The organism is Bradyrhizobium canariense (genome assembly GCF_019402665.1).
Lineage (GTDB): Bacteria > Pseudomonadota > Alphaproteobacteria > Rhizobiales > Xanthobacteraceae > Bradyrhizobium > Bradyrhizobium canariense.
The window spans coordinates 1-17,759 of sequence record NZ_VSST01000039.1 but is presented as its reverse complement, the minus strand read 5'-3'; the positions used below and the strand labels follow the sequence as shown (position 1 = coordinate 17,759).

Annotated in this window: 18 protein-coding genes and 1 tRNA gene; 9 read left to right on the top strand and 10 right to left on the bottom strand. The window is 65.3% G+C overall.

The window, feature by feature from the left end:
- Position 1 precedes the first annotated feature (1 nt).
- Entirely contained in the window at positions 2 to 1,684 is a 1,683-nt protein-coding gene (locus FXB41_RS20680) for a methyl-accepting chemotaxis protein (RefSeq protein WP_007596584.1), read from the bottom strand.
- A 437-nt stretch (positions 1,685 to 2,121) separates the two neighbouring features.
- Between FXB41_RS20680 and FXB41_RS20675 the strand changes: the two genes are divergently transcribed.
- Positions 2,122 to 2,472: a hypothetical protein gene (locus tag FXB41_RS20675; protein WP_246649004.1), complete on the top strand. Its 351-nt coding sequence runs from the start codon at positions 2,122 to 2,124 to the stop codon at positions 2,470 to 2,472.
- A 12-nt stretch (positions 2,473 to 2,484) separates the two neighbouring features.
- Positions 2,485 to 2,958 (top strand): hypothetical protein, encoded by a 474-nt coding sequence (locus FXB41_RS20670; protein ID WP_219683013.1) that lies wholly within the window; start codon positions 2,485 to 2,487, stop codon positions 2,956 to 2,958.
- A gap of 61 nt (positions 2,959 to 3,019) precedes the next feature.
- On the opposite strand, the gene FXB41_RS20665 is transcribed toward FXB41_RS20670, so the two are convergent.
- Together FXB41_RS20665 and FXB41_RS20660 are read right to left on the bottom strand one after the other, a co-directional pair.
- Positions 3,020 to 3,949 (bottom strand): CobW family GTP-binding protein, encoded by a 930-nt coding sequence (locus FXB41_RS20665; protein WP_219683012.1) that lies wholly within the window; start codon positions 3,947 to 3,949, stop codon positions 3,020 to 3,022.
- Positions 3,950 to 3,952: 3 nt separating this feature from the next.
- Positions 3,953 to 5,443, bottom strand: a complete 1,491-nt coding sequence (locus FXB41_RS20660; protein ID WP_219683011.1) for an amidohydrolase family protein — start codon at positions 5,441 to 5,443, stop codon at positions 3,953 to 3,955.
- Positions 5,444 to 6,470: 1,027 nt separating this feature from the next.
- On the opposite strand from FXB41_RS20660, the gene FXB41_RS20655 reads away from it, so the two are divergent.
- Complete coding sequence (locus FXB41_RS20655) at positions 6,471 to 7,424, top strand: alpha/beta hydrolase (RefSeq protein WP_246649003.1); 954 nt, start codon at positions 6,471 to 6,473, stop codon at positions 7,422 to 7,424.
- Positions 7,425 to 7,520: 96 nt separating this feature from the next.
- Here the strand turns inward: FXB41_RS20655 and FXB41_RS20650 are convergent.
- A tRNA-Glu gene (locus FXB41_RS20650) sits at positions 7,521 to 7,595 on the bottom strand.
- A gap of 188 nt (positions 7,596 to 7,783) precedes the next feature.
- Positions 7,784 to 8,128: a hypothetical protein gene (locus FXB41_RS20645; protein WP_219683009.1), complete on the bottom strand. Its 345-nt coding sequence runs from the start codon at positions 8,126 to 8,128 to the stop codon at positions 7,784 to 7,786.
- Between FXB41_RS20645 and FXB41_RS20640 the strand changes: the two genes are divergently transcribed.
- The 3 genes from FXB41_RS20640 to FXB41_RS20630 all read left to right on the top strand — a co-directional run bounded on the left by FXB41_RS20640 (position 8,127) and on the right by FXB41_RS20630 (position 10,912).
- Positions 8,127 to 9,134, top strand: a complete 1,008-nt coding sequence (locus FXB41_RS20640) for an RluA family pseudouridine synthase (protein WP_219683008.1) — start codon at positions 8,127 to 8,129, stop codon at positions 9,132 to 9,134. The two genes, FXB41_RS20645 and FXB41_RS20640, sit on opposite strands and share 2 nt — an antisense overlap.
- Before the next feature lie 217 nt (positions 9,135 to 9,351).
- Positions 9,352 to 10,251 carry an RNA polymerase sigma factor RpoH gene (rpoH, locus tag FXB41_RS20635; protein ID WP_007596598.1) on the top strand — a complete coding sequence of 300 codons (900 nt, stop codon included), beginning with the start codon at positions 9,352 to 9,354 and terminating at the stop codon, positions 10,249 to 10,251.
- 319 nt (positions 10,252 to 10,570) lie between these two features.
- A complete protein-coding gene (locus FXB41_RS20630) occupies positions 10,571 to 10,912 on the top strand; it encodes a hypothetical protein (RefSeq protein ID WP_219683007.1) in 342 nt (113 codons plus the stop codon).
- A gap of 51 nt (positions 10,913 to 10,963) precedes the next feature.
- On the opposite strand, the gene FXB41_RS20625 is transcribed toward FXB41_RS20630, so the two are convergent.
- From FXB41_RS20625 to FXB41_RS20610, 4 genes are all read right to left on the bottom strand, one after another.
- Positions 10,964 to 11,590, bottom strand: coding sequence for a peptidoglycan recognition protein family protein (locus FXB41_RS20625; protein ID WP_219683006.1), 627 nt, complete (start codon positions 11,588 to 11,590; stop codon positions 10,964 to 10,966).
- A gap of 34 nt (positions 11,591 to 11,624) precedes the next feature.
- Positions 11,625 to 12,836 (bottom strand): GGDEF domain-containing protein, encoded by a 1,212-nt coding sequence (locus FXB41_RS20620; protein WP_219683005.1) that lies wholly within the window; start codon positions 12,834 to 12,836, stop codon positions 11,625 to 11,627.
- A 582-nt stretch (positions 12,837 to 13,418) separates the two neighbouring features.
- Complete coding sequence (locus tag FXB41_RS20615) at positions 13,419 to 14,030, bottom strand: LysE family translocator (protein WP_007596605.1); 612 nt, start codon at positions 14,028 to 14,030, stop codon at positions 13,419 to 13,421.
- 56 nt (positions 14,031 to 14,086) lie between these two features.
- Positions 14,087 to 14,461, bottom strand: coding sequence for a response regulator (locus FXB41_RS20610; protein ID WP_007596606.1), 375 nt, complete (start codon positions 14,459 to 14,461; stop codon positions 14,087 to 14,089).
- A gap of 129 nt (positions 14,462 to 14,590) precedes the next feature.
- Here FXB41_RS20610 and FXB41_RS20605 point away from each other — a divergent pair, with 129 nt between their 5' ends.
- Positions 14,591 to 15,424: an SDR family NAD(P)-dependent oxidoreductase gene (locus FXB41_RS20605; protein WP_219683004.1), complete on the top strand. Its 834-nt coding sequence runs from the start codon at positions 14,591 to 14,593 to the stop codon at positions 15,422 to 15,424.
- 190 nt (positions 15,425 to 15,614) lie between these two features.
- Here the strand turns inward: FXB41_RS20605 and FXB41_RS20600 are convergent, their stop codons facing one another.
- Positions 15,615 to 16,421, bottom strand: coding sequence for a lytic murein transglycosylase (locus tag FXB41_RS20600; protein ID WP_219683003.1), 807 nt, complete (start codon positions 16,419 to 16,421; stop codon positions 15,615 to 15,617).
- A gap of 176 nt (positions 16,422 to 16,597) precedes the next feature.
- On the opposite strand from FXB41_RS20600, the gene FXB41_RS20595 reads away from it, so the two are divergent.
- Both FXB41_RS20595 and FXB41_RS20590 read left to right on the top strand, forming a co-directional pair.
- Positions 16,598 to 17,407: an OmpA family protein gene (locus FXB41_RS20595; protein ID WP_246649002.1), complete on the top strand. Its 810-nt coding sequence runs from the start codon at positions 16,598 to 16,600 to the stop codon at positions 17,405 to 17,407.
- Positions 17,408 to 17,431: 24 nt separating this feature from the next.
- On the top strand, positions 17,432 to 17,759 hold a 328-nt coding region (locus tag FXB41_RS20590), incomplete at its 3' end, for an IS110 family transposase (RefSeq protein ID WP_246649001.1).

Genomic DNA, 17,759 nt, shown 5'->3' with positions numbered 1-17,759 from the left:
ACTAGGCCGCCCGCACCCCCGCAACGAAAGCACTGACCTCGTCTTCCAACGATTGCAGCTTCTGCGACAGCCGGCCACTCGATTGCAGCACGAGGCCGGCGGCCTGGCCGGTCTCCGCCGTCGCGTCGGTCACACCCGAGATGTTCTGCGAAACCTGGTCGGTGCCGGAGGCAGCCTCGCGTACGCTGTGGGCGATCGCCGCGGTCGCGGCGCCCTGCTCCTCGACGGCTGCGGCGATCGACGAGGAAATCTCGTTGACCTCCAAGATGGTCTTGCGGATGCTGTCGATGTTGCCGACGACCTGGTTGGTCTCGGCCTGGATCGCGGTGATCTGCGCGCCGATCTCGTCGGTCGCCTTCGCGGTCTGGCTCGCCAGCGACTTCACTTCGCTTGCCACCACCGCAAACCCCTTGCCGGCCTCGCCGGCGCGCGCTGCCTCGATGGTGGCGTTAAGCGCGAGCAAATTGGTCTGCGAGGCGATCTGGTTGATGAGGTCGATGACCTCACCGATCTTGTGCGCGGCGGCGGCCAGCCCCTGCACGGTGTCGTTGGTGCGCTGGCCGTCGGCGGCGGCCTTGTCGGCCACGCTTGCAGCCTGCGCGACGCGCTGGCTGATCTCGGTGATCGAGGACGACAGCTGCGCAGCGGCGGAGGCCACCGTCTGCACGTTGCTCGAAGCCTGCTGACAGGCGGTGGCGACGAAGCTAGCACGGTCGGTCGCCTTGTCGGCGATCTCGGACATACCCTGCGCGGCCTGCTGCATCGCGCGCGCCTCGTTGAAGACGTCGCGGACGACGGCCTGAACGTTCGCCTCGAACTTACCGGCGAGGTCGGTCATCGTCTTGCGCTTCTCCTCGTCGGCCTTCTGCTTCGTCTCCTGCTGTTCGGCGTGCATCCGGCCGACCGCCGACGCATTGTCCTTGAACACGGCGAGCGCCTTGGCGAGCCCGCCGATCTCGTCGCGACGGTCGGTATGGGGCACGTCGAACGCGCTGTCGCCGGAGGCGAGGCGCTCGGTGAGCGCGGTGATCTTCGCCAGCGGCCGGGTCACGCTGCGGCCGATCACGAAGGAGGCGCCGAGCACGAGCACGAACACGGCCAGGCACACCAGGGCGAAGGTCATCGCATTCTGGCGGAAGACGGCGTCGACGTCGTCGAGATAGATACCGGTGCCGATGATCCAGCCCCAGGGCGCGAAGCCCTTCACATAGGAGATTTTCCCGACCGGCTGGTCGAAGCCGGGCTTCGGCCAGAGGTAGCTGTAGAAGCCCGCGCCCTGCTTTTTGACGACGTCAACGAAGCCGACGAACAGCGCGTTGCCGGATGGATCCTTCATCCCGGAGAGATCCTTGCCGTCGAGCTCGGGCTTGATCGGGTGCATGACCATCTTGGGGGTCATGTCATTGAGCCAGAAATACTCGACCTTGTCGTAGCGCAGGCTCTTGATCTCCGCGATCGCGCCGGCCTGGGCCTGCTCGCGTGGGAGTTTTCCTTCGCTCTCGAGCTTCTGGTAGTGCGCCAGGATGCCGTAGCCGACGTCGACCATGTGCTGCGTCTTGGCCTCACGGTCCGCGATCATCTGCGCGCGCAGGGTCGATAGCGCGATCGGCGCCAGCGCGATCATGCCAAGGAGGCTGATGCCGACAATCAGGACCAGCTTGAAACTGATGCGGGAGAAAAACATCGGAGCTCGCAAGAATTGGAAGGGCTGATATGCCAGTTTATCCCGCGCCCCTTAGCAAAGCTTTAAGCATTCGGGTTCCCCACCACCCGCAAAACTCCGTAGGATCCTACCGGCATGCTGCGGACGGCCTCGCAAGCTCGCGAGGCTGGCTGCATCCGAGATGCGAACTCTTCAAAACTAGAAGACCTCGACATCGCCCCTCCGAGCGTTGACTTGCAGGGGGCTCTGACGGAACGATCGGTGCAGATCATCAGCGCCGGTCGGGGCGTAGGCGCAGCCAGAGGCCAGAGGTTCAATGCATCAATCGACATCGACAGGGTCCCTCGAGCTTCCGGCGCTGAGCGCGGCGGAGCGGCTCTTCATTTCGGGCCAAGGCGCGCAGCGGAAGCGCTGTTCCGACCGCGGCCGATATCCACCAAGTCTACGACCACTTTCGCGTGGGCGACGCCGTGCCTTCGCTGGAATGCATCATCGAGATCTTTGCCTGCACGGCGCATACGGCCATCGCGGTGCACTGCCCGACCTGCCCGCGCATGTCCGTCAGCGAGCACGGCATGTTGCGGGCGATCGCGGCCGCGCAGAAAGAGCGCGACGATATCGCGCGCGAGCAGTTCGAATGCTGGCTGCCGCCGGTCGGTGCCGATTGGGCTCTCGCACCCGTGCGGGGGCTTGCAACGATCTTCCGCATGGCGGGCCTCATCCTGCCCGACCGGCACGTTCCGTCTTTCGATCATGACCGGACGATGGCGATGAAGAGCTGGCTGGTCGGAAGCCCGACGTTGCACTGACGGGGATCGCGCGTGATGCAGGATAGTTGCGGCTTTGTGCCCGTCACGGAAGCCGGCCAGGCGCGGCTCTGTCCGCTCCAGGCCGCGCTTGCGACGCGGCCTGACGTCGAGAGCTACGATGATTTTGGCCGCGTCGCGCTCTCGCTGTTCCGGTTCATCGCTGCCGCCTATGCGACCGGCGCGTCCGATTGCTGGGAGGCGGCCTATCGCTTTGCCGACGAGGCGCCTGGCGTCGCCGACAGCCCGCTGCTGGTCGCACGCGTTGCCGCGCTGGTCAGGATCCTGCGCAGCGGCCGGCCCTGCCAATTGTGCTTCATGCCGCCGTCGTGCCGGCGCCTGTCGAAGGACGAGGCGGAATTGATGCGACTGCTGGCGGTGGCGCGCGGCAGCCAGGCGGGTGAGCTCGAATCCGCCGTCTGCCAGTTCGTCGGCAACGAGAACGAGACCGTGACGACGCGGGCAGTCAACGCGCTCGCGGTCTGCTGACAGCCAGCGGTCCTGCCAGATCACCGTGTTCGCCTCGCGCAATTCGCTTGAGGTGATAGCTTCACCGATCGGCAACACAGGTCTCCATGATCCCGTCGAGCTCCGCCTTTGAGAGCACGCCGAGCTCGGCGATGAAGACGATCCGCGCACGCGGCGCGCCCGACATCGGCACTTCGCCAGGGGCGAGCGTGGCGCGGCCGGCGGCGAATTGAAACACCATCTGGCGCCCGGGCTGCTCGACGGTCTCGAACAGGCCTTTTGCCCGCGCGAGTTTTGGCGCAAGCCGGCCGATCGCCTGCTGCAGGCGGGGCAGCGAGATCGGGCGGTCCGAGGTCCAGCTCAGGGTTTCGAAGCGTTGCTCTGCGGGACGTTTCGGTCCGGGCTCGCGTAGCGGCGGCGCGCGATCGACAGTTGCGGGAAACAGCAGCGCGGACGGAATCTCGCCGTGCGGCGCATCGACCACCACGGCAGGAACGCGTTGCGCGCGGATGGCCTCGCGCATGCGGGAGCCCGCGCCCTCGTCGGCCAGATCCAGCTTGCTCAGAGCCACGATATCGGCGACGCGCAATTGCGAACGGTGCAGCGCATCGTCCAGGGCAGCCGGCGGTGTCGCCGCGTCCATCACGCAGAGCACGGTCTCCAGTGGCGCCTCGCGCAGGATCACGGGATCCATTAGATTGCGGACGATGTCGGCGGGATCGGCGACGCCGCTGGTCTCGATGACGATGTATTCCGGCTTCGGATCACGCCGCAGCAGCGTCGCAAGCGTGCGCAGCAGGTCGCCTTCGAGCGAGCAGCAGATGCAGCCATTGGCGAGGCTGACCACGCCGTCGCTCGCGCCCGCGATCAGCTCGGCATCGATGTTGATCGCGCCGAAATCGTTGACCACAGCGGCAATCCGCCGCCCCTCCGCATGCGCCAGCAGATGGTTGACGACCGTGGTCTTGCCGGCCCCCAGAAAGCCCGTGATCAGGAGAATGGGGACCGGCATGTCTCAGCCCCCGACGACGGGGCGGCGCACGGGACGGCCGGGCCGCGCCGCCACGTCCAGCACACCGTCGCCGATTAGTACCTCGCCGCTGACGATCAGATGCCGCACGCCTTCGGAGGGGCGGTTCATCGCCGTGAAGGTCGCGCGGTCCGAGAGCTTCTCGTAGTCGAACACGACGATGTCGGCATCGGCGTCCTTCGCGAGCCTTCCCTTGGCGCGCATCGCGGGCGTGCTCTGCGACAGGATCTCCGCCGGGATCAGCGCGCATTTGCGCACGCCTTCGAGCAGCGACACCGTCTTGCGCTCGCGCACCCATTCGCGGATGAATTTCGTGAAGCAGCCGGCCGAACGCGGATGCGAGGTGGCGTCATCCGGCAGCGGCCAGGCATCGCCGGTGTAGGTCTTGCCGTCCGACGTCGTCCACGGCATCGCGTCGGAGGCGATCGCGCCGCCGGGATAGAGCACCGACATGTCGAGCAGGTCGCGGTGATGTGCATTGTTCTCGGTGTCGAGGATGTGCCACAGCACCAGCGAAGACGGCTCGTCGGCCTGCGCCTTCAAGAGCTCCTCGCGATCGCTGAAGCGATGGCCGTCGGTGACCCGCTGCACGGAATCGTAACCCGTGCCGTTGCGCTCGACGAATTCGGGGTCGCTGAAGAACGCCGCCGCCAGCACGGTCGAGCCGGTGCCGTAGGGATAGGCCTCGACGGTGATGGGCAGGCCCTGCGCCTGCGCTTTCGCGATCAGCACGCGGCAGCGCTCGACGTCGGTCTTGCTCGACGAGTTGAAATGGCAGATGTGCATGTGCGCACCGGTGGCGCCGGCATAACCGATCAGGCGGATATAGGCTTCCGCCGCGCTCTCGGGATCAACGCGCGACATGTAGGCGACATGGGTGAAGGTCGGCACGTCCTGCGCGGCCGCGAGCTGGCAGACCGCGGTCAGCTCCTGCACGCCGGCGCCCGGCGCATACGCGTTCAAGATGCCGATGCCGATGCCGCCCTCGTTCAGACCGCGCGAAAGGCGCTCCAGAATGCCCGATACCTCCGCATCGCTCGCGACGTTGTCCATCCAGCGGCGATCGCGCATGGCGTTGCCGAACGCCTCCAGCGAGCTCTCCGCATTGGAGCCCGTCATTGCACCGATGCGCGCAAAAGCCCAGTTGGTGGCGGCGCCGTAGTTCAGCACGCGCCCCTTCCGCGCCTGGCGCTCATACCAGGAGCCGACCGGCAGCACACCCGCTTCGAGATCGAGCGTCGTCGTGACGCCGTCGAATGCCTGCATGCGATCGGCGGGGAGCGACTGGCCATGCGCATGAAGGTCGATGAAGCCGGGCGCGACCACGAGGCCGGTCGCGTCGATCACCCGCTCCGCGCTGCCGAGCGAGGCGCCGACCGCGGCGATCCTGCCGTCCACCACCGCCACATCGCCAACCGCGTCCATTCCGCTGGCGGGATCCACCACCCGACCGCCGGAGATCACCAAGCCGCTCATATTGTCGCTCCCTCACGCTGATTTCGCATCAAGGCAGATTCCGGGAGGGACGACCACCTCCACCGATGCCGACGCATCATGCTCGCAAGGAAGGCTCGAAAGGGGGGGTGCAATTTGCATGCGGGGCGCGGACACGCGCTCGCAGTCTCGCGGCAGGTTTGCCCGAGCTATGCTTCTCGCTTCACGCCCTCCAAGAAAGGGCGCAGGGAAGACCGGGCGCCGGCTGGCACCCATAAAAACCCCCATGCGAACTGATTGCACACGCAATGCACAGGGGAGACACAGGGCAGCCGAGACCAGGCCTTCCCTGCGCGATGGTTTGACGGCCTATGCCGCGCTCTCCCCGGAGACGAGTTCCTTCTTGCCTCCGTCACCTCCGCGAAATGCACGGCACCGCGCCGGTTGACGCGCTGACGCCTTCGCAAAGGCTTGACCGTAGCAACGACGGCCAGGACCACACGGTTTCGCCGTACGCGAGCTGACCCTGCTTCGCCAAGAGGCTTCGCAGGGCTTCGGCGCCGTCCGTCGATGCGGTTCGTGACATGCTCACGAGGTTCATCTCGCCCTGCACGCCACTCACCCGCCTTTAACGCCGCCCGCGTCCACCGCAACTCCCAACCCGCGTTCGTGACGACGTACGACCGCCCCTTTTGTGGGCTGGGATGGCCGACACATACGATATTTCCGAATTTCGGTAAAGTGGAATATTTTTGTGAGGAGGGATTGACGGACTTCGGCTGTGTTGGCCGACAGGCAGCACAGATCAAGAAGATCGCGGCTTACAAGGGGGCACGAGTTCTGTGCACCGTCACCGTAACTCTAGCCCGCCCCCGCGGAGGTGATTGACCCAAGACCAAGCAATGGACCGCGAAGCAGCTCCGCCGTCTTCTCGCCCCCATTGTCATTCAGGGATGTAGCGGGGCGCTACGGTGGACAAAGTTCCCAAAGGTTTAGTGTGATCGCTCGGCCTCTTCTGCAACGCGACCCCTGTCATTCTATTTCGCGCCGCGCTCTCCTCGGCCGATTTATGTCGGCAGGGACCGCCCTCGCGCTCGGCGGATGCGCCGGCTTGGGTGCGACCGGGGCGCGTTACGACGCGTCATCGCTATCCCTCGACCCCACATTGCTCGTCACCACCACGCGCAAGCCGGTGAACGGCGGCCGCACGAAGCCTTGGTTCGGGCCGGAGCGGGCGACGACCATGACAGTCGCGCGGGCTAAGCTGGGGGCGCCGGACGAAAGCCGACTTTCGCTGGCCTCGGTTGGAATTGGCGATTGGCGGCTTGACCGGGTCGAACCGGTATCGGCCGACGCCGGCGATCTCGTTGCGCAGGCCGGCGGAGGAGATGTGCTGATCTATGTGCACGGCTTCAAGCAGACGTTCGAGACGGCGGTGCTGGATGGCGCCCATCTCTCCGACGGGATCAAGTTCCGCGGCCGGACCATGGTGTTCTCCTGGCCTTCCAAGGCAGGACTGTTCGACTATGCCTATGACCGCGACAGTGCGATGTGGTCCCGCGACGAGTTTGAGCGCGTGCTCTCCGCACTCGTGTCGGCGCCAGGCACCGGCCGCGTGAACATCGTTGCGCACAGCATGGGAACCATGCTGTCGCTCGAAAGCCTGCGTCAGCTCTATGCGCGATACGGCGACACAGTGACGAGCAAGATCGGCGCGGTGGTGTTTGCCGCGCCCGATATCGACATGGACGTGTTCTCGTCTGCGATCCACCGCATCGGTCCGCTTGCCGGCAAGATCACCGTGATCGCCTCCACGAACGATCGCGCCCTGGCGCTGTCGGGACAGATTGCAGGTGGAATGACCAGGGTCGGCGCCGCCGAGAAAGCCGTCATCGCGCAGCTCGGTGTGCGCGTGGTCGATGCTTCGCAGGAGGGCTGGGGCATCATCAACCACGATCTGTTTCTGTCGAATGCAGAAGTACAGCGGGTGATCCGCCGCTCGATCGACGGCACGATCGCCTAGGAGAGCGCCCGCGCCGAGCCGTGCGAACTGCGCACGCCGGTGGGGGCTACAAGCGGAAATGGCCGGTTTTCGAAGTGCCCGGTCTGGCAGGAGAAATGGCGCTCCCTAGGGGAATCGAACCCCTGTTTCAGCCTTGAGAGGGCCGCGTCCTAACCGCTAGACGAAGGGAGCGTGAGGGAGAGGACATAGCCTCGAATTTTGCCGGCGGCAAGCGGGGATCGAGGGGTTTTGGACGTCTGCTTGGCGTCGTCCCGACGAAAGCCGAACCGCATCAGCCCGGATGCGGATGGTTAAGGCAAAGCGGAACGACGTTCTCGTTCACGCAAGCGCGACGATGGCGGCGAGTTCCGGGGCCAGACTCACGGCTCGTTCGCGAATTTCAGATTTCCGGCCGGCCTCAAGGTATGGGCGTCGAAGGTGCGGATTTCGGTGACGCCGCCGACATCAAGCGTGATCACGAGCCGGTCGCCGGCCACACCGGTCGAGACGATTCTGGCGCCCTTGGGCAGGGTGGCGGTGACGTCGCCTGCCGGCTCGGGCGCCCTTCCCTCGGACTTGAAAAGGCGGTAGCCCACCGCGATCAGCACGGCGCAGATTGCCAGCGCCGTGGTCAACCCCGCGATCAGCATCATCCGCCGCACCCGCGCGAACAGCGCGGCCTGCTCGGGGCTCGGTTCGGGAACAACGGTATCAGACGTCGTCATGGAAAATTCTGGCTCTGCGCAAAGGTTGGAGGTTGTCGTCGAGGGCTCCGAGGGCTCGACCCGGCTCGACCGCGTGCTGGCTGTGCACCTTGCCGAGTTGTCGCGATCGAGGCTGAAAGCCCTGATTCTGGCGGGCGCGGTGAGCCTCAGGGACGCCGCGATCCGGGACCCCGCTTATCACGTCGCCTCCGGCGATACGATCACAATCGACGTGCCGGAAGCGGCCCCGCCGGAGCCGAAAGGCGAGGATATCGCGCTCGACATCGTGTTTGAGGACGACGACATCGTCGTCCTCAACAAGCCGAAGGGGCTGGTGGTGCATCCCGCGGCGGGCCACGAGACCGGCACGCTGGTCAATGCGCTGATCGCCCATTGCGGCTCATCGCTGTCGGGCATCGGCGGGGTGCGCCGGCCCGGCATCGTGCACCGGCTGGACAAGGACACCACGGGGCTGATGGTGGTCGCCAAGAACGACCTCGCGCATGCCTCGCTTACCGCGCAATTCGCCGATCACGGCCGCACCGGGCCGATGCGGCGCGGCTACATGGCCTTCGCCTGGGGGCTGCCGGGCCGCCATCGCGGCACCGTGGACGCGCCGATCGACCGCCACCCGCATGCGCGCGAGAAGATGGCGGTGCGTCAGGGCGGCCGCGAGGCCGTGACGCATTGGGAGCTGCTGGAGAGTTTTGCCGGACGGGACGGCAAGCCGATCGCCGCGCTGCTCGCCTGCGAGCTCGAGACCGGGCGCACCCATCAGATCCGCGTCCACCTCGCCCACATAGGCCACCCCCTGATGGGCGACGCCGTCTACGGCCCGCATTTCAAGACCAAGGCAAACCAGCTGAGCCCGGAGTCGCAGGCCGTCCTGGCCGCGCTGGGGCGGCAGGCCCTGCACGCTTACCTGCTGGTATTGGAGCACCCGAGGACTGGAGAATTACTCCACTGGGAGACGCCTCTGCCGGAGGATTTGCTTCTCCTTCAGGGGGCCCTGAAAGCGGCGCTATGACGCAGGCCGCTCCAGAAATGCTTTACATTACAAAAAGTTATAGCTGCCACACGGGGACGTGACGTCAGCAATCCTTCCCTTTTTGCCTCCCGATGGAGTATATTGCGCTTGCGTTGAAGACCAACGCGGAACATCGCAGCACCGATCGGCTTTAACCAAGCGGTCGTCTGCCTGGCCCGCCGCTATCGGGGGCCTGAACCTGTTTGGAGGGCGCACTATGGCCCGTACAGCTACCCTGCCGGTCCTGAATGGCGAATCCGGCCTTTCCCGTTACCTCGGCGAGATCCGCAAGTTTCCGATGCTGGAACCCCAGCAGGAATACATGCTCGCCAAGCGTTGGCGCGAGCACGATGATCGTGACGCCGCGCACCAACTCGTCACCAGCCATCTCCGTCTCGTGGCCAAGATCGCCATGGGCTATCGCGGCTACGGCCTGCCGATCTCCGAGGTCGTCTCGGAAGGCAATGTCGGCCTGATGCAGGCGGTGAAGCGGTTCGAGCCCGAGAAGGGCTTCCGTCTCGCCACCTACGCGATGTGGTGGATCAAGGCGTCGATTCAAGAGTACATCCTGCGTTCGTGGTCGCTCGTGAAGATGGGCACCACCGCGAACCAGAAGAAGCTGTTCTTCAACCTGCGCAAGGCGAAGAGCAAGATTTCCGCGCTGGACGAAGGCGATCTCCGCCCCGACCAGGTGGCCATCATTGCCAAGCGTCTCGGCGTCACGGCTCAGGACGTGGTCGACATGAACCGCCGCCTCGGTGGCGACGCGTCGCTCAACGCTCCGATCCGCGACGACGGCGAAGCCGGCGAATGGCAGGACTGGCTGGTCGACAATTCGCCCAACCAGGAAGCCATGCTGGCCGAGCACGAGGAGTATGATCACCGCCGTGACGCCCTGAACGGCGCCATGGGCGTGCTCAACCCGCGCGAACGCCGCATCTTCGAGGCGCGCCGGCTCGCCGACGAGCCGATGACGCTGGAAGACCTTGCCGCCGAGTTTGGTGTGTCGCGCGAGCGCGTCCGCCAGATCGAGGTCCGCGCCTTCGAGAAGGTGCAGTCCGCGGTCAAGGGCACGATCGCAAAGGCCGAACAGGCCGCGCTGGAAGCCGCGCTCTAAGCGCGAGGTTTTTGGCGCCAGAGATTGGCGGATCGACAAGAGACAGAAAGCCGGCGGCAACGCCGGCTTTTTTGTTTGGGGTGGGATGCCTCGTTCACGTGAGTGATGCGACACACCAGGCGTACTGTCATGCCCCGCGCAGGCGGGGCATCCAGTACGCCGCGGCGCTTGTTGTAAGAGCGAGGTCTCCAATGGAATACTTGATCGCCGGCTAAACCGGGCGATGACAGCGGGGGTTGTGGCGGTGCCTTGAACCCGCGCTGCCGGTCGACCGACCAAAAGCATCGGGCCGACAGCATCAAGAGAACGGACACGCGCCGTGTCGATCATCCTGCAATCCACCGTCGGCGGCTTCTCCGCCCAGTTCATGCGCAAGCTGCCGCTGGTCGAGCAGGCGATGCGCGACCACGGGCTCGAGCCGTCGGAGTTCGTGATCTCGAAGGACTATGCCTCGACCGCGACGATCCCGCTGATGGGTCCGTTCTTCTTCAACTACAGCGTCTATTTCGGCGACGAGACATTCACCGTCACCGAGCCGAACGACATGGTGTTCCTGGACTACTTTTTCAAACGCGTGCTGGCGGCGGACGGCCCACCGGAACTGCCGCAGCGGCCGGGGCTGATCCGGCGGCTGTTCGGCTGGATGTCGCAGCCGGTGTGACCTCTCTCGTCATTCCGGGGCGCGTAGCGCGAACCCGGAATGACACGCAAGCTACTCCCCCCATGTCCGCGCCAGCGTCGCGAGCCAGCAGCCTTCGCAATAGCGGGCGTCCTTGTAGTCGATCCAGTTGTGCGCATAGACGTGGTCGAGTGGGATGCCGTAGCGCGCGCGCAGGATTTGGACGAGGATCTTCCACGCCGCGACCTGCGCCGCGGTCGGGCCCGTGGTGACGTCGGGATAGTTGCCGGCGAACTCGACGCCGATCGAATTGTCGCGCACCACCTGGCGATAGGTCGGCTTGTTGTCGATGTACTTATTGTCGTTGCGGTTGGCACCGTCGCCGTGGGTCGGCACCAGGTTTTCCGCGACCGCCCAATAGACGGTGCCGTCGGTCTCGACCCACAATGTGACGCCGCGACGCGTGGGATTCTTAGCCTGCACCTGCGCGCCGCCGCGCGCCGAGCCTGCCGGTCCCTCGGTCTGGTGCACGATGATGTTGCGCCAGGGTTTTGCGTTGCCGACATCGCCCCATGGCGCCAGCCACACCATCTTCAGGCCGGGAATGTCGGGCGTGCCGGAGGCGCGCGCGAGCTTTGCGAGCTCGGCGTCGGTCGCGGCGGCGGGTGCGATCAGAATGAGGGCGGCGATAACGGCCGCGAGCAGGCGAGAGATCATCATGCGGGTCCAATGCGGACCTGACGTTAGCACGCCCTTACGCGAATTTGCGCAAGGCCTCGCCTGGACCGATCGGGTCAGGCATGAGCGGCGGCGCCGGATCGTGGACCGCAAAGTCGTTCTTGCCGTTCTTCTTGGCGGCATAGAGGGCGTGGTCGGCATGCGCGATCAGGCGGTCCGGAAACTGGCCGACGCCGCGGTCCCACTGCGCCACCCCGATCGAGATCGCGATCGGGATGTCGATGCCGGTGCAGTTGACGGCATCCTGGCGGCAGACCTCGAGCACGCGGCGGGCGATCACAGCCGCCTCGCGCAAGGTCGACGACGGCAGCACGACGCAGAATTCGTCGCCGCCGGTGCGGGCAAGCATGTCGCCGGGCCTCAAGCGCGTCTGCGCCATCAGGGTGAAGTGCTGCAGGCAGGCATCGCCCGCGGCATGGCCATGGGTGTCGTTGACGGCCTTGAAGCCGTCGAGATCGATCACCAGCAGCGAGAACGGCTCGCTGCTGCGCTCCGAGCGGGCGCATTCTTCACCCAGCCGCTGCAACAGGTGCCGCCGGTTGGCGACACCGGTGAGATCGTCGAGCAGCGCGAGGTCGGCAACTTCGTTGCGCAGGCGGTCCATCGCCATCAGCAGGAAGCCAAAATTCAGCGTCATCGACAGGAACAGGAGGCCCAGCACCATGACGGCATGAGACTGCCCTCCGGAGACCGACGAGAAATCGCCGCCGAGCAGATTGCCGACCGCACGGGCCGCGAAGATCGCGATGATGGTGATGATCACGATGCCGGAGAGCCGGGCTCCCGGACTGGCGCGGCCTTCCGGCGGCGAGAGCAGCAAACGCAGCGATAGCGCCAGCGGGAGCGCCTGGCCGAGCGAGTAGCTGAGCATACGCAGCTGCATGTGATCGTATGCGACCATGAAGAACACGACGCCGCCGAGGCTGAGAATTCCCGTCGCGGTCATGAGGCGCCAGGACACCGGCCGACCGTAGAAGCGCTGAATGCCCATGGCGGCAAGGCAGCTCGCCGCGATGACGCCGGCGGCTCCGAGCAGAAGCGGGACAGGCGAAACGACGAAAAGGCGGATCAGGGCCGCCATCGTGCCGGTCGCGCCGACGAAGCACGATGCCATCCAGAACCGCGCGGCCGCGAATTTCGGATAGGAGCGCGTCACGTAGGCCCAGATCAGGCCGAGCGCCAGGAAGTTGACGACGAACACGGTCCAGAGCGTCGGCACGTTCAGCATGGCGCGCGCCACACGCGCAGCGTCGCGCCCTCTGTCCCTGCCAGCTGTCCGTTCATGACCCGTCCCCGTTTTCTTGCGGAGGACAATGCGGCCGTCGCGCTTAACGGAGTCTCACTGCGATCCGCGAAAACATGCCTTTGGTTTTGGAATCATGAACGGCTGGCGCATTGTCGGATCGTTAGGCACGGCCGGCGATGCGGATTCGCGGGCCAAAATCGCCAGAAAACGCATCTGAGCTGTGGATAACGCGATGACACGGATGTGACAGCGCGGGGCAGAAGCGCGCGAATCTGCTGAGCTTGTCATCGAGGATGTTGCGAGGCTGGCCCTCCGCCGAGCATCCCTCGTGTCGCGTTTCACCATTAACCCTGAAGAGGATCCTATGGCTAAGAAAGCGAAGAAGGCGAAGAAGGCGACGAAGAAAAAGGCCAAGAAGGCAGCGAAGAAGAAGTAACGAGGCTTCTTATTCTTTGCCCGGGTGGAGCTCGCTCCGCCCGGGCGTCGGGTGGGAGTTCTGAGTTTGAAGACGGCGGGCGCAAGGCCCGCTTTTTTGTTGGCTGCCGCCTTTATCGGCTGGAGAAGCTACCGCTCCGCGAACGCCAGCTTGGCGCCGAGCGCGGCGAAGCCGGCAGCAAAACTCCGGCGCAGCCAGGCCATGACGCGCGGGCGGGAGATGACGCGCTCGCGCACCGAGGCCGCACAGAGGCCGTAGACCACGAACACCGCAAATGTCATCGCCATGAAGGCGCCGCTCAATTCCAGCATCCGCGCCAACACATGGGCTTCGTCCGCGGCGATGAACTGCGGCAGGAAGGCCAAAAAGAAGATCGACAGCTTTGGATTGAGGATGTTGATCAGGAAGCCAGTCACGATCACCCGGCCGACCGAACGCTCGCGGATCTCGCCGTCGACTGCCAGCGCACCGGTCTCGCGCAGCGCCTGCCAGGACATGTAGAGCAGATAGGCGACGCCGCACCATTTCAGCGCGGCGAAGGCGAGCGCGCTGGTGTGGAGCACGGCGGCGAGCCCGAGCATCGCGGCCGTCATGTGCGGCACGATTCCAAGGGTGCAGCCAAAGGCGGCCGCGATGCTCGCGCGCGAGCCGCGGGTCAGCGCGGCGGCCAGCGTGTAGAGCACGCCGGTGCCGGGCGAGGCGACGACGATCAGCGAAGTGAGCAGGAAGGACAAGGTCATGGACCGACCTTATCACCGCGCCCGGGACCACGAAAGCCGGCCAGCCGGACCGACCGTCAGGACAGCTGCGCGATCTCGGCCTCTCGGAGCACGTCGAGCGGCGCCCAGGGCTTGGCCCAGAACTTTGCGCCGTCGGGCAAGGCCTGCATCAAGGGGCGGCCGGAAGTGACGACGATGTCGAGCCTGGGGTTGCGGTCCTTGGCGACGTGCGCGAGCTCGACCCCGTTCATGCGGCCGGCAAGCTGGACGTCGGTCATCATCAGGCAGAGCACGCCCGCGCTTTTGTCGAGCACCAGCTCGGCCGCCTCGGCGCTCTCGCACTGAATGACGTCGTAGCCGCTTTCTTCGAGAAGAAGACTGAGCATCTCCCTCTGCATGAGGTCGTCTTCCACGATCAGTGCGGTGGCGCGAAATGGCTGTGCTTGTCCCATCGGCGGCTCCCAATGCTGCCTGTCTTCATCAAGTAACGTAGGTTAAGGTGGGAACCGCGATGCGGTTCGGTTCCAATATGAAAAAATGTAAATCATAGTTCCGCTCGAGAGGCTCGACGGGGGATCATCATGACTGCGATCCGCGGCGCCGCCGCCGTCACCGGAGCGGCAAGCGGCATCGGCCGCGCGCTGGCGATCGAGCTTGCGCGGCGCGGCTGCGATCTCGCGCTCGCCGATCGCGAGGAGGCCGGGCTGAAGACGCTCGCGGCCGAGATCGGAGCCGCATGCAAGGTCAGCCTGCATCGCCTCGACGTCGGCGAACCCGACGACATCGCGCAGTTCGCGCGTGACGCGACCACCGCGCATCCCGCGCTCGGCATCGTCGTCAACAATGCCGGCGTGGCGCTGATGGGCTCGTTCGAGGAGATCGACCAGGCGCAGATGGACTGGCTGTTCGACATCAATTTCTGGGGCGTGGTGCACGGCACGCGCGCCTTCCTGCCGCATCTGAAGACGATGGGCGAGGCACACATCGTCAACCTGTCCTCGATCTTCGGCATCATCGCCCCGCCGGGACAGTCGGCCTATGCCGCGGCGAAATTCGCGGTGCGCGGCTTTTCCGAGAGCGTGCGGCACGAGCTTGCGATGGCGGGCAGCGCCGTGAGGCTGTCGGTGGTGCATCCCGGCGGCGTCGCCACCGCTATCGCCCGCAATTCGCACACCGGGGTCGGCGTCACCGACAATGCGCGCCGGTCGCAATCGATCGAGCGGTTCGAGAACGCAGCCAAGACCACGCCGCAAGACGCCGCGCTGCGCATCATCAGGGGCATCGAAAGAAACGAGCCACGCATCCTGATCGGTAACGACGCGCGCTTCATGGATCTCCTGCAGCGCTTCCGCCCGGGAACGTACTGGGCGCCGTTACAGCGCAAGCTGGAGAGAATGGCGAAGGGGACGAAGTGAGGCATGAGGCGAATGGCATCATTCACCCGCGGCCGTCGTCCCGGCGAAAGCCAGGACCCATAGCCACCGAATTCAGTTTGGCGAAGACTGCCAGTTACCAGGTACGTGACTGCCAGTCGTTGTAACGAGTCCCGCCTGGGGTAATGGGTCCTGGCTTTCGCCAGGACGACGGCGGAGAGACGTCACGCCCTCACTGCCCCGCCAGCCGATCGGCAAAATACCCGATCGTCTTGCGATAGATCACCGCCCTGTTCCATTCGCGCATGGCTTCGAAATTGGCGGTGCCTTCGCCGTAAGGCTGGCCCATCTTGAAGCCGCTGGTGTGGAGCAGGTTCGCGGTCGAGGCGAGCACGTCGGGGACGCTGTGGCGGAGATCGACATGGCCGTCGCCGTCGAAATCGACGCCGTACTTGACGTACGACGACGGCAGGAACTGGGTCTGGCCGATCTCGCCGGCATAGGCGCCGATCAGGTCGCGCAGCGGCAGGTCGCCGCGCTGCACGATCTTCAACGCCGCAAGCAGCTCGCCCTGGAACAGCTCGGTGCGGCGGCAGTCATGCGCGAGCGTCGCCAGGGTGCGGATCACCGGCAGCTTGCCGATGTCGCCCTTGCCGAAATCGCTCTCCAGCCCCCAGATCGCAACTAGGATATAACGGGGCACGCCGAACTGCTGTTCGATGCGCGACAGCAGTGCGGCGTGGCGCTGCAGCAGTGCCTTGCCGCCATTGATGCGGCCAGGGCCGACACGGGTCGAGACATACTGCTCGAAGCTCTTGTTGAAGGTGTAGCGCTGGCGCCGGTCGAAGGCGAGCACCGCGCCGTCCTGCTGCACACCGCTGAGCGCCGCGCTGGTCACGCTCGCCGAGACGCCGGCGGCTTGCGCTTCCGAGGTCATGCTGGCGACAAAGCTGTTGAAGTCGCCGCCGCAGCGCGCGGCCTGCGCCGATCCGCCGGCCAGACAGGCGATGAAGGCGATGGCCAAGGCGTATTTCGACATTCGGATGAATCCTACAGGGGAATGGGCGGGAGAGCGGCGCACGATCATGCCCGGGAACCGGATTCGCGTCAAAGCGGCAAATCCTCGCCAGAACCGATCGCTGCCTGCCTGCGACAAATGAAATGCGCTCGCCCCCTCCCCAACCGATCGAGATGACCATGCCTATGCGGATCTCCATGCTCATGTCCATGTCGCGCCGGATGCTTGCCGTCCTCGCCTTGCTCTCCCTCACCGTGACGGCCGCTTCCGCACAGACGCGCGATGTCGCCGGCAGCCGCGACTATCCCGGCATCGGCCGGTTCGCCGGCAGCGTCATCACCGGATATGTGATGAAGGATTTTGACGCGGCGCGGATGCAGGCGGCTCCCTTCAAGGACGGCCAGCCCGTCGATGCGCGGCGGCTCGAGGGTCGCGTCTTTCGCATCGCCTATCGCACCAATCCCGGCCCCTCGATCCTGGAAGTGTCGCGCAATTTCGAGACGCAGCTTGCGAAAGCCGGCTTCGAGACCCTGCTCGCCTGCGACACCGATGCCTGCGGCGCCATTCCCTTTACGGAAGCCGTCGACACGCTGCCGGTCCCGCAGATGTGGGTCGATGGTTTCAACTACCGTTACTACGCCGGCCGCAAGACCGAGGGCGGACGCGAGACCTTCGCCAGCGTCCTGGTCAGCCAGAACAACCAGGACATCACCGCGCAGGTCACCGTCGCCGAGCTCGGCGCCATCGCGAACAAGATGGTGGATGCCGCCGCGATGGCGAAAGGACTCGGCGAGACCGGCCACATCGCGCTCTACGGCATCTATTTCGACACCGACAACGCGGTGCTCAAACCGGAAAGCCGCCCGACGCTGGAGCAGATCGCAAAGCTGCTGACGAGCCAGCCGCAGCTCAACGTCTTCATCGTCGGCCACACCGACAGCCAGGGCGCCTATGATGGGGTGGACGCCCCGCCGACGGCATCGATGTGCCAAAGTGGAGGTGTTTAGTACCACTTAAGGGAGGCGTCCGTGATGCAGGTTAGCACAATCGGTCTGGATATCGCCAAGCATGTTTTCCACGCACATGGAGCGGACGGGAAAGGACAGGCTGTATTCAGCAAACGGATCAGCCGAGGAAAGCTCTTGGATTTCTTCGCAGCTCAGCCGAGTTGCACGGTAGCTTTAGAGGCATGTGGCGGAGCCCATCACTGGGCCCGGCAGCTTACGCAGCTTGGCCATCAGGTTCGGCTGATCCCGCCCGCCTATGTGAAGCCGTTTGTAAAGCGGCAAAAGAATGATGCAAACGATGCAGAGTCGATCTGCGAAGCTGCGCAGCGGCCGAACATGCGGTTCGTTGCCG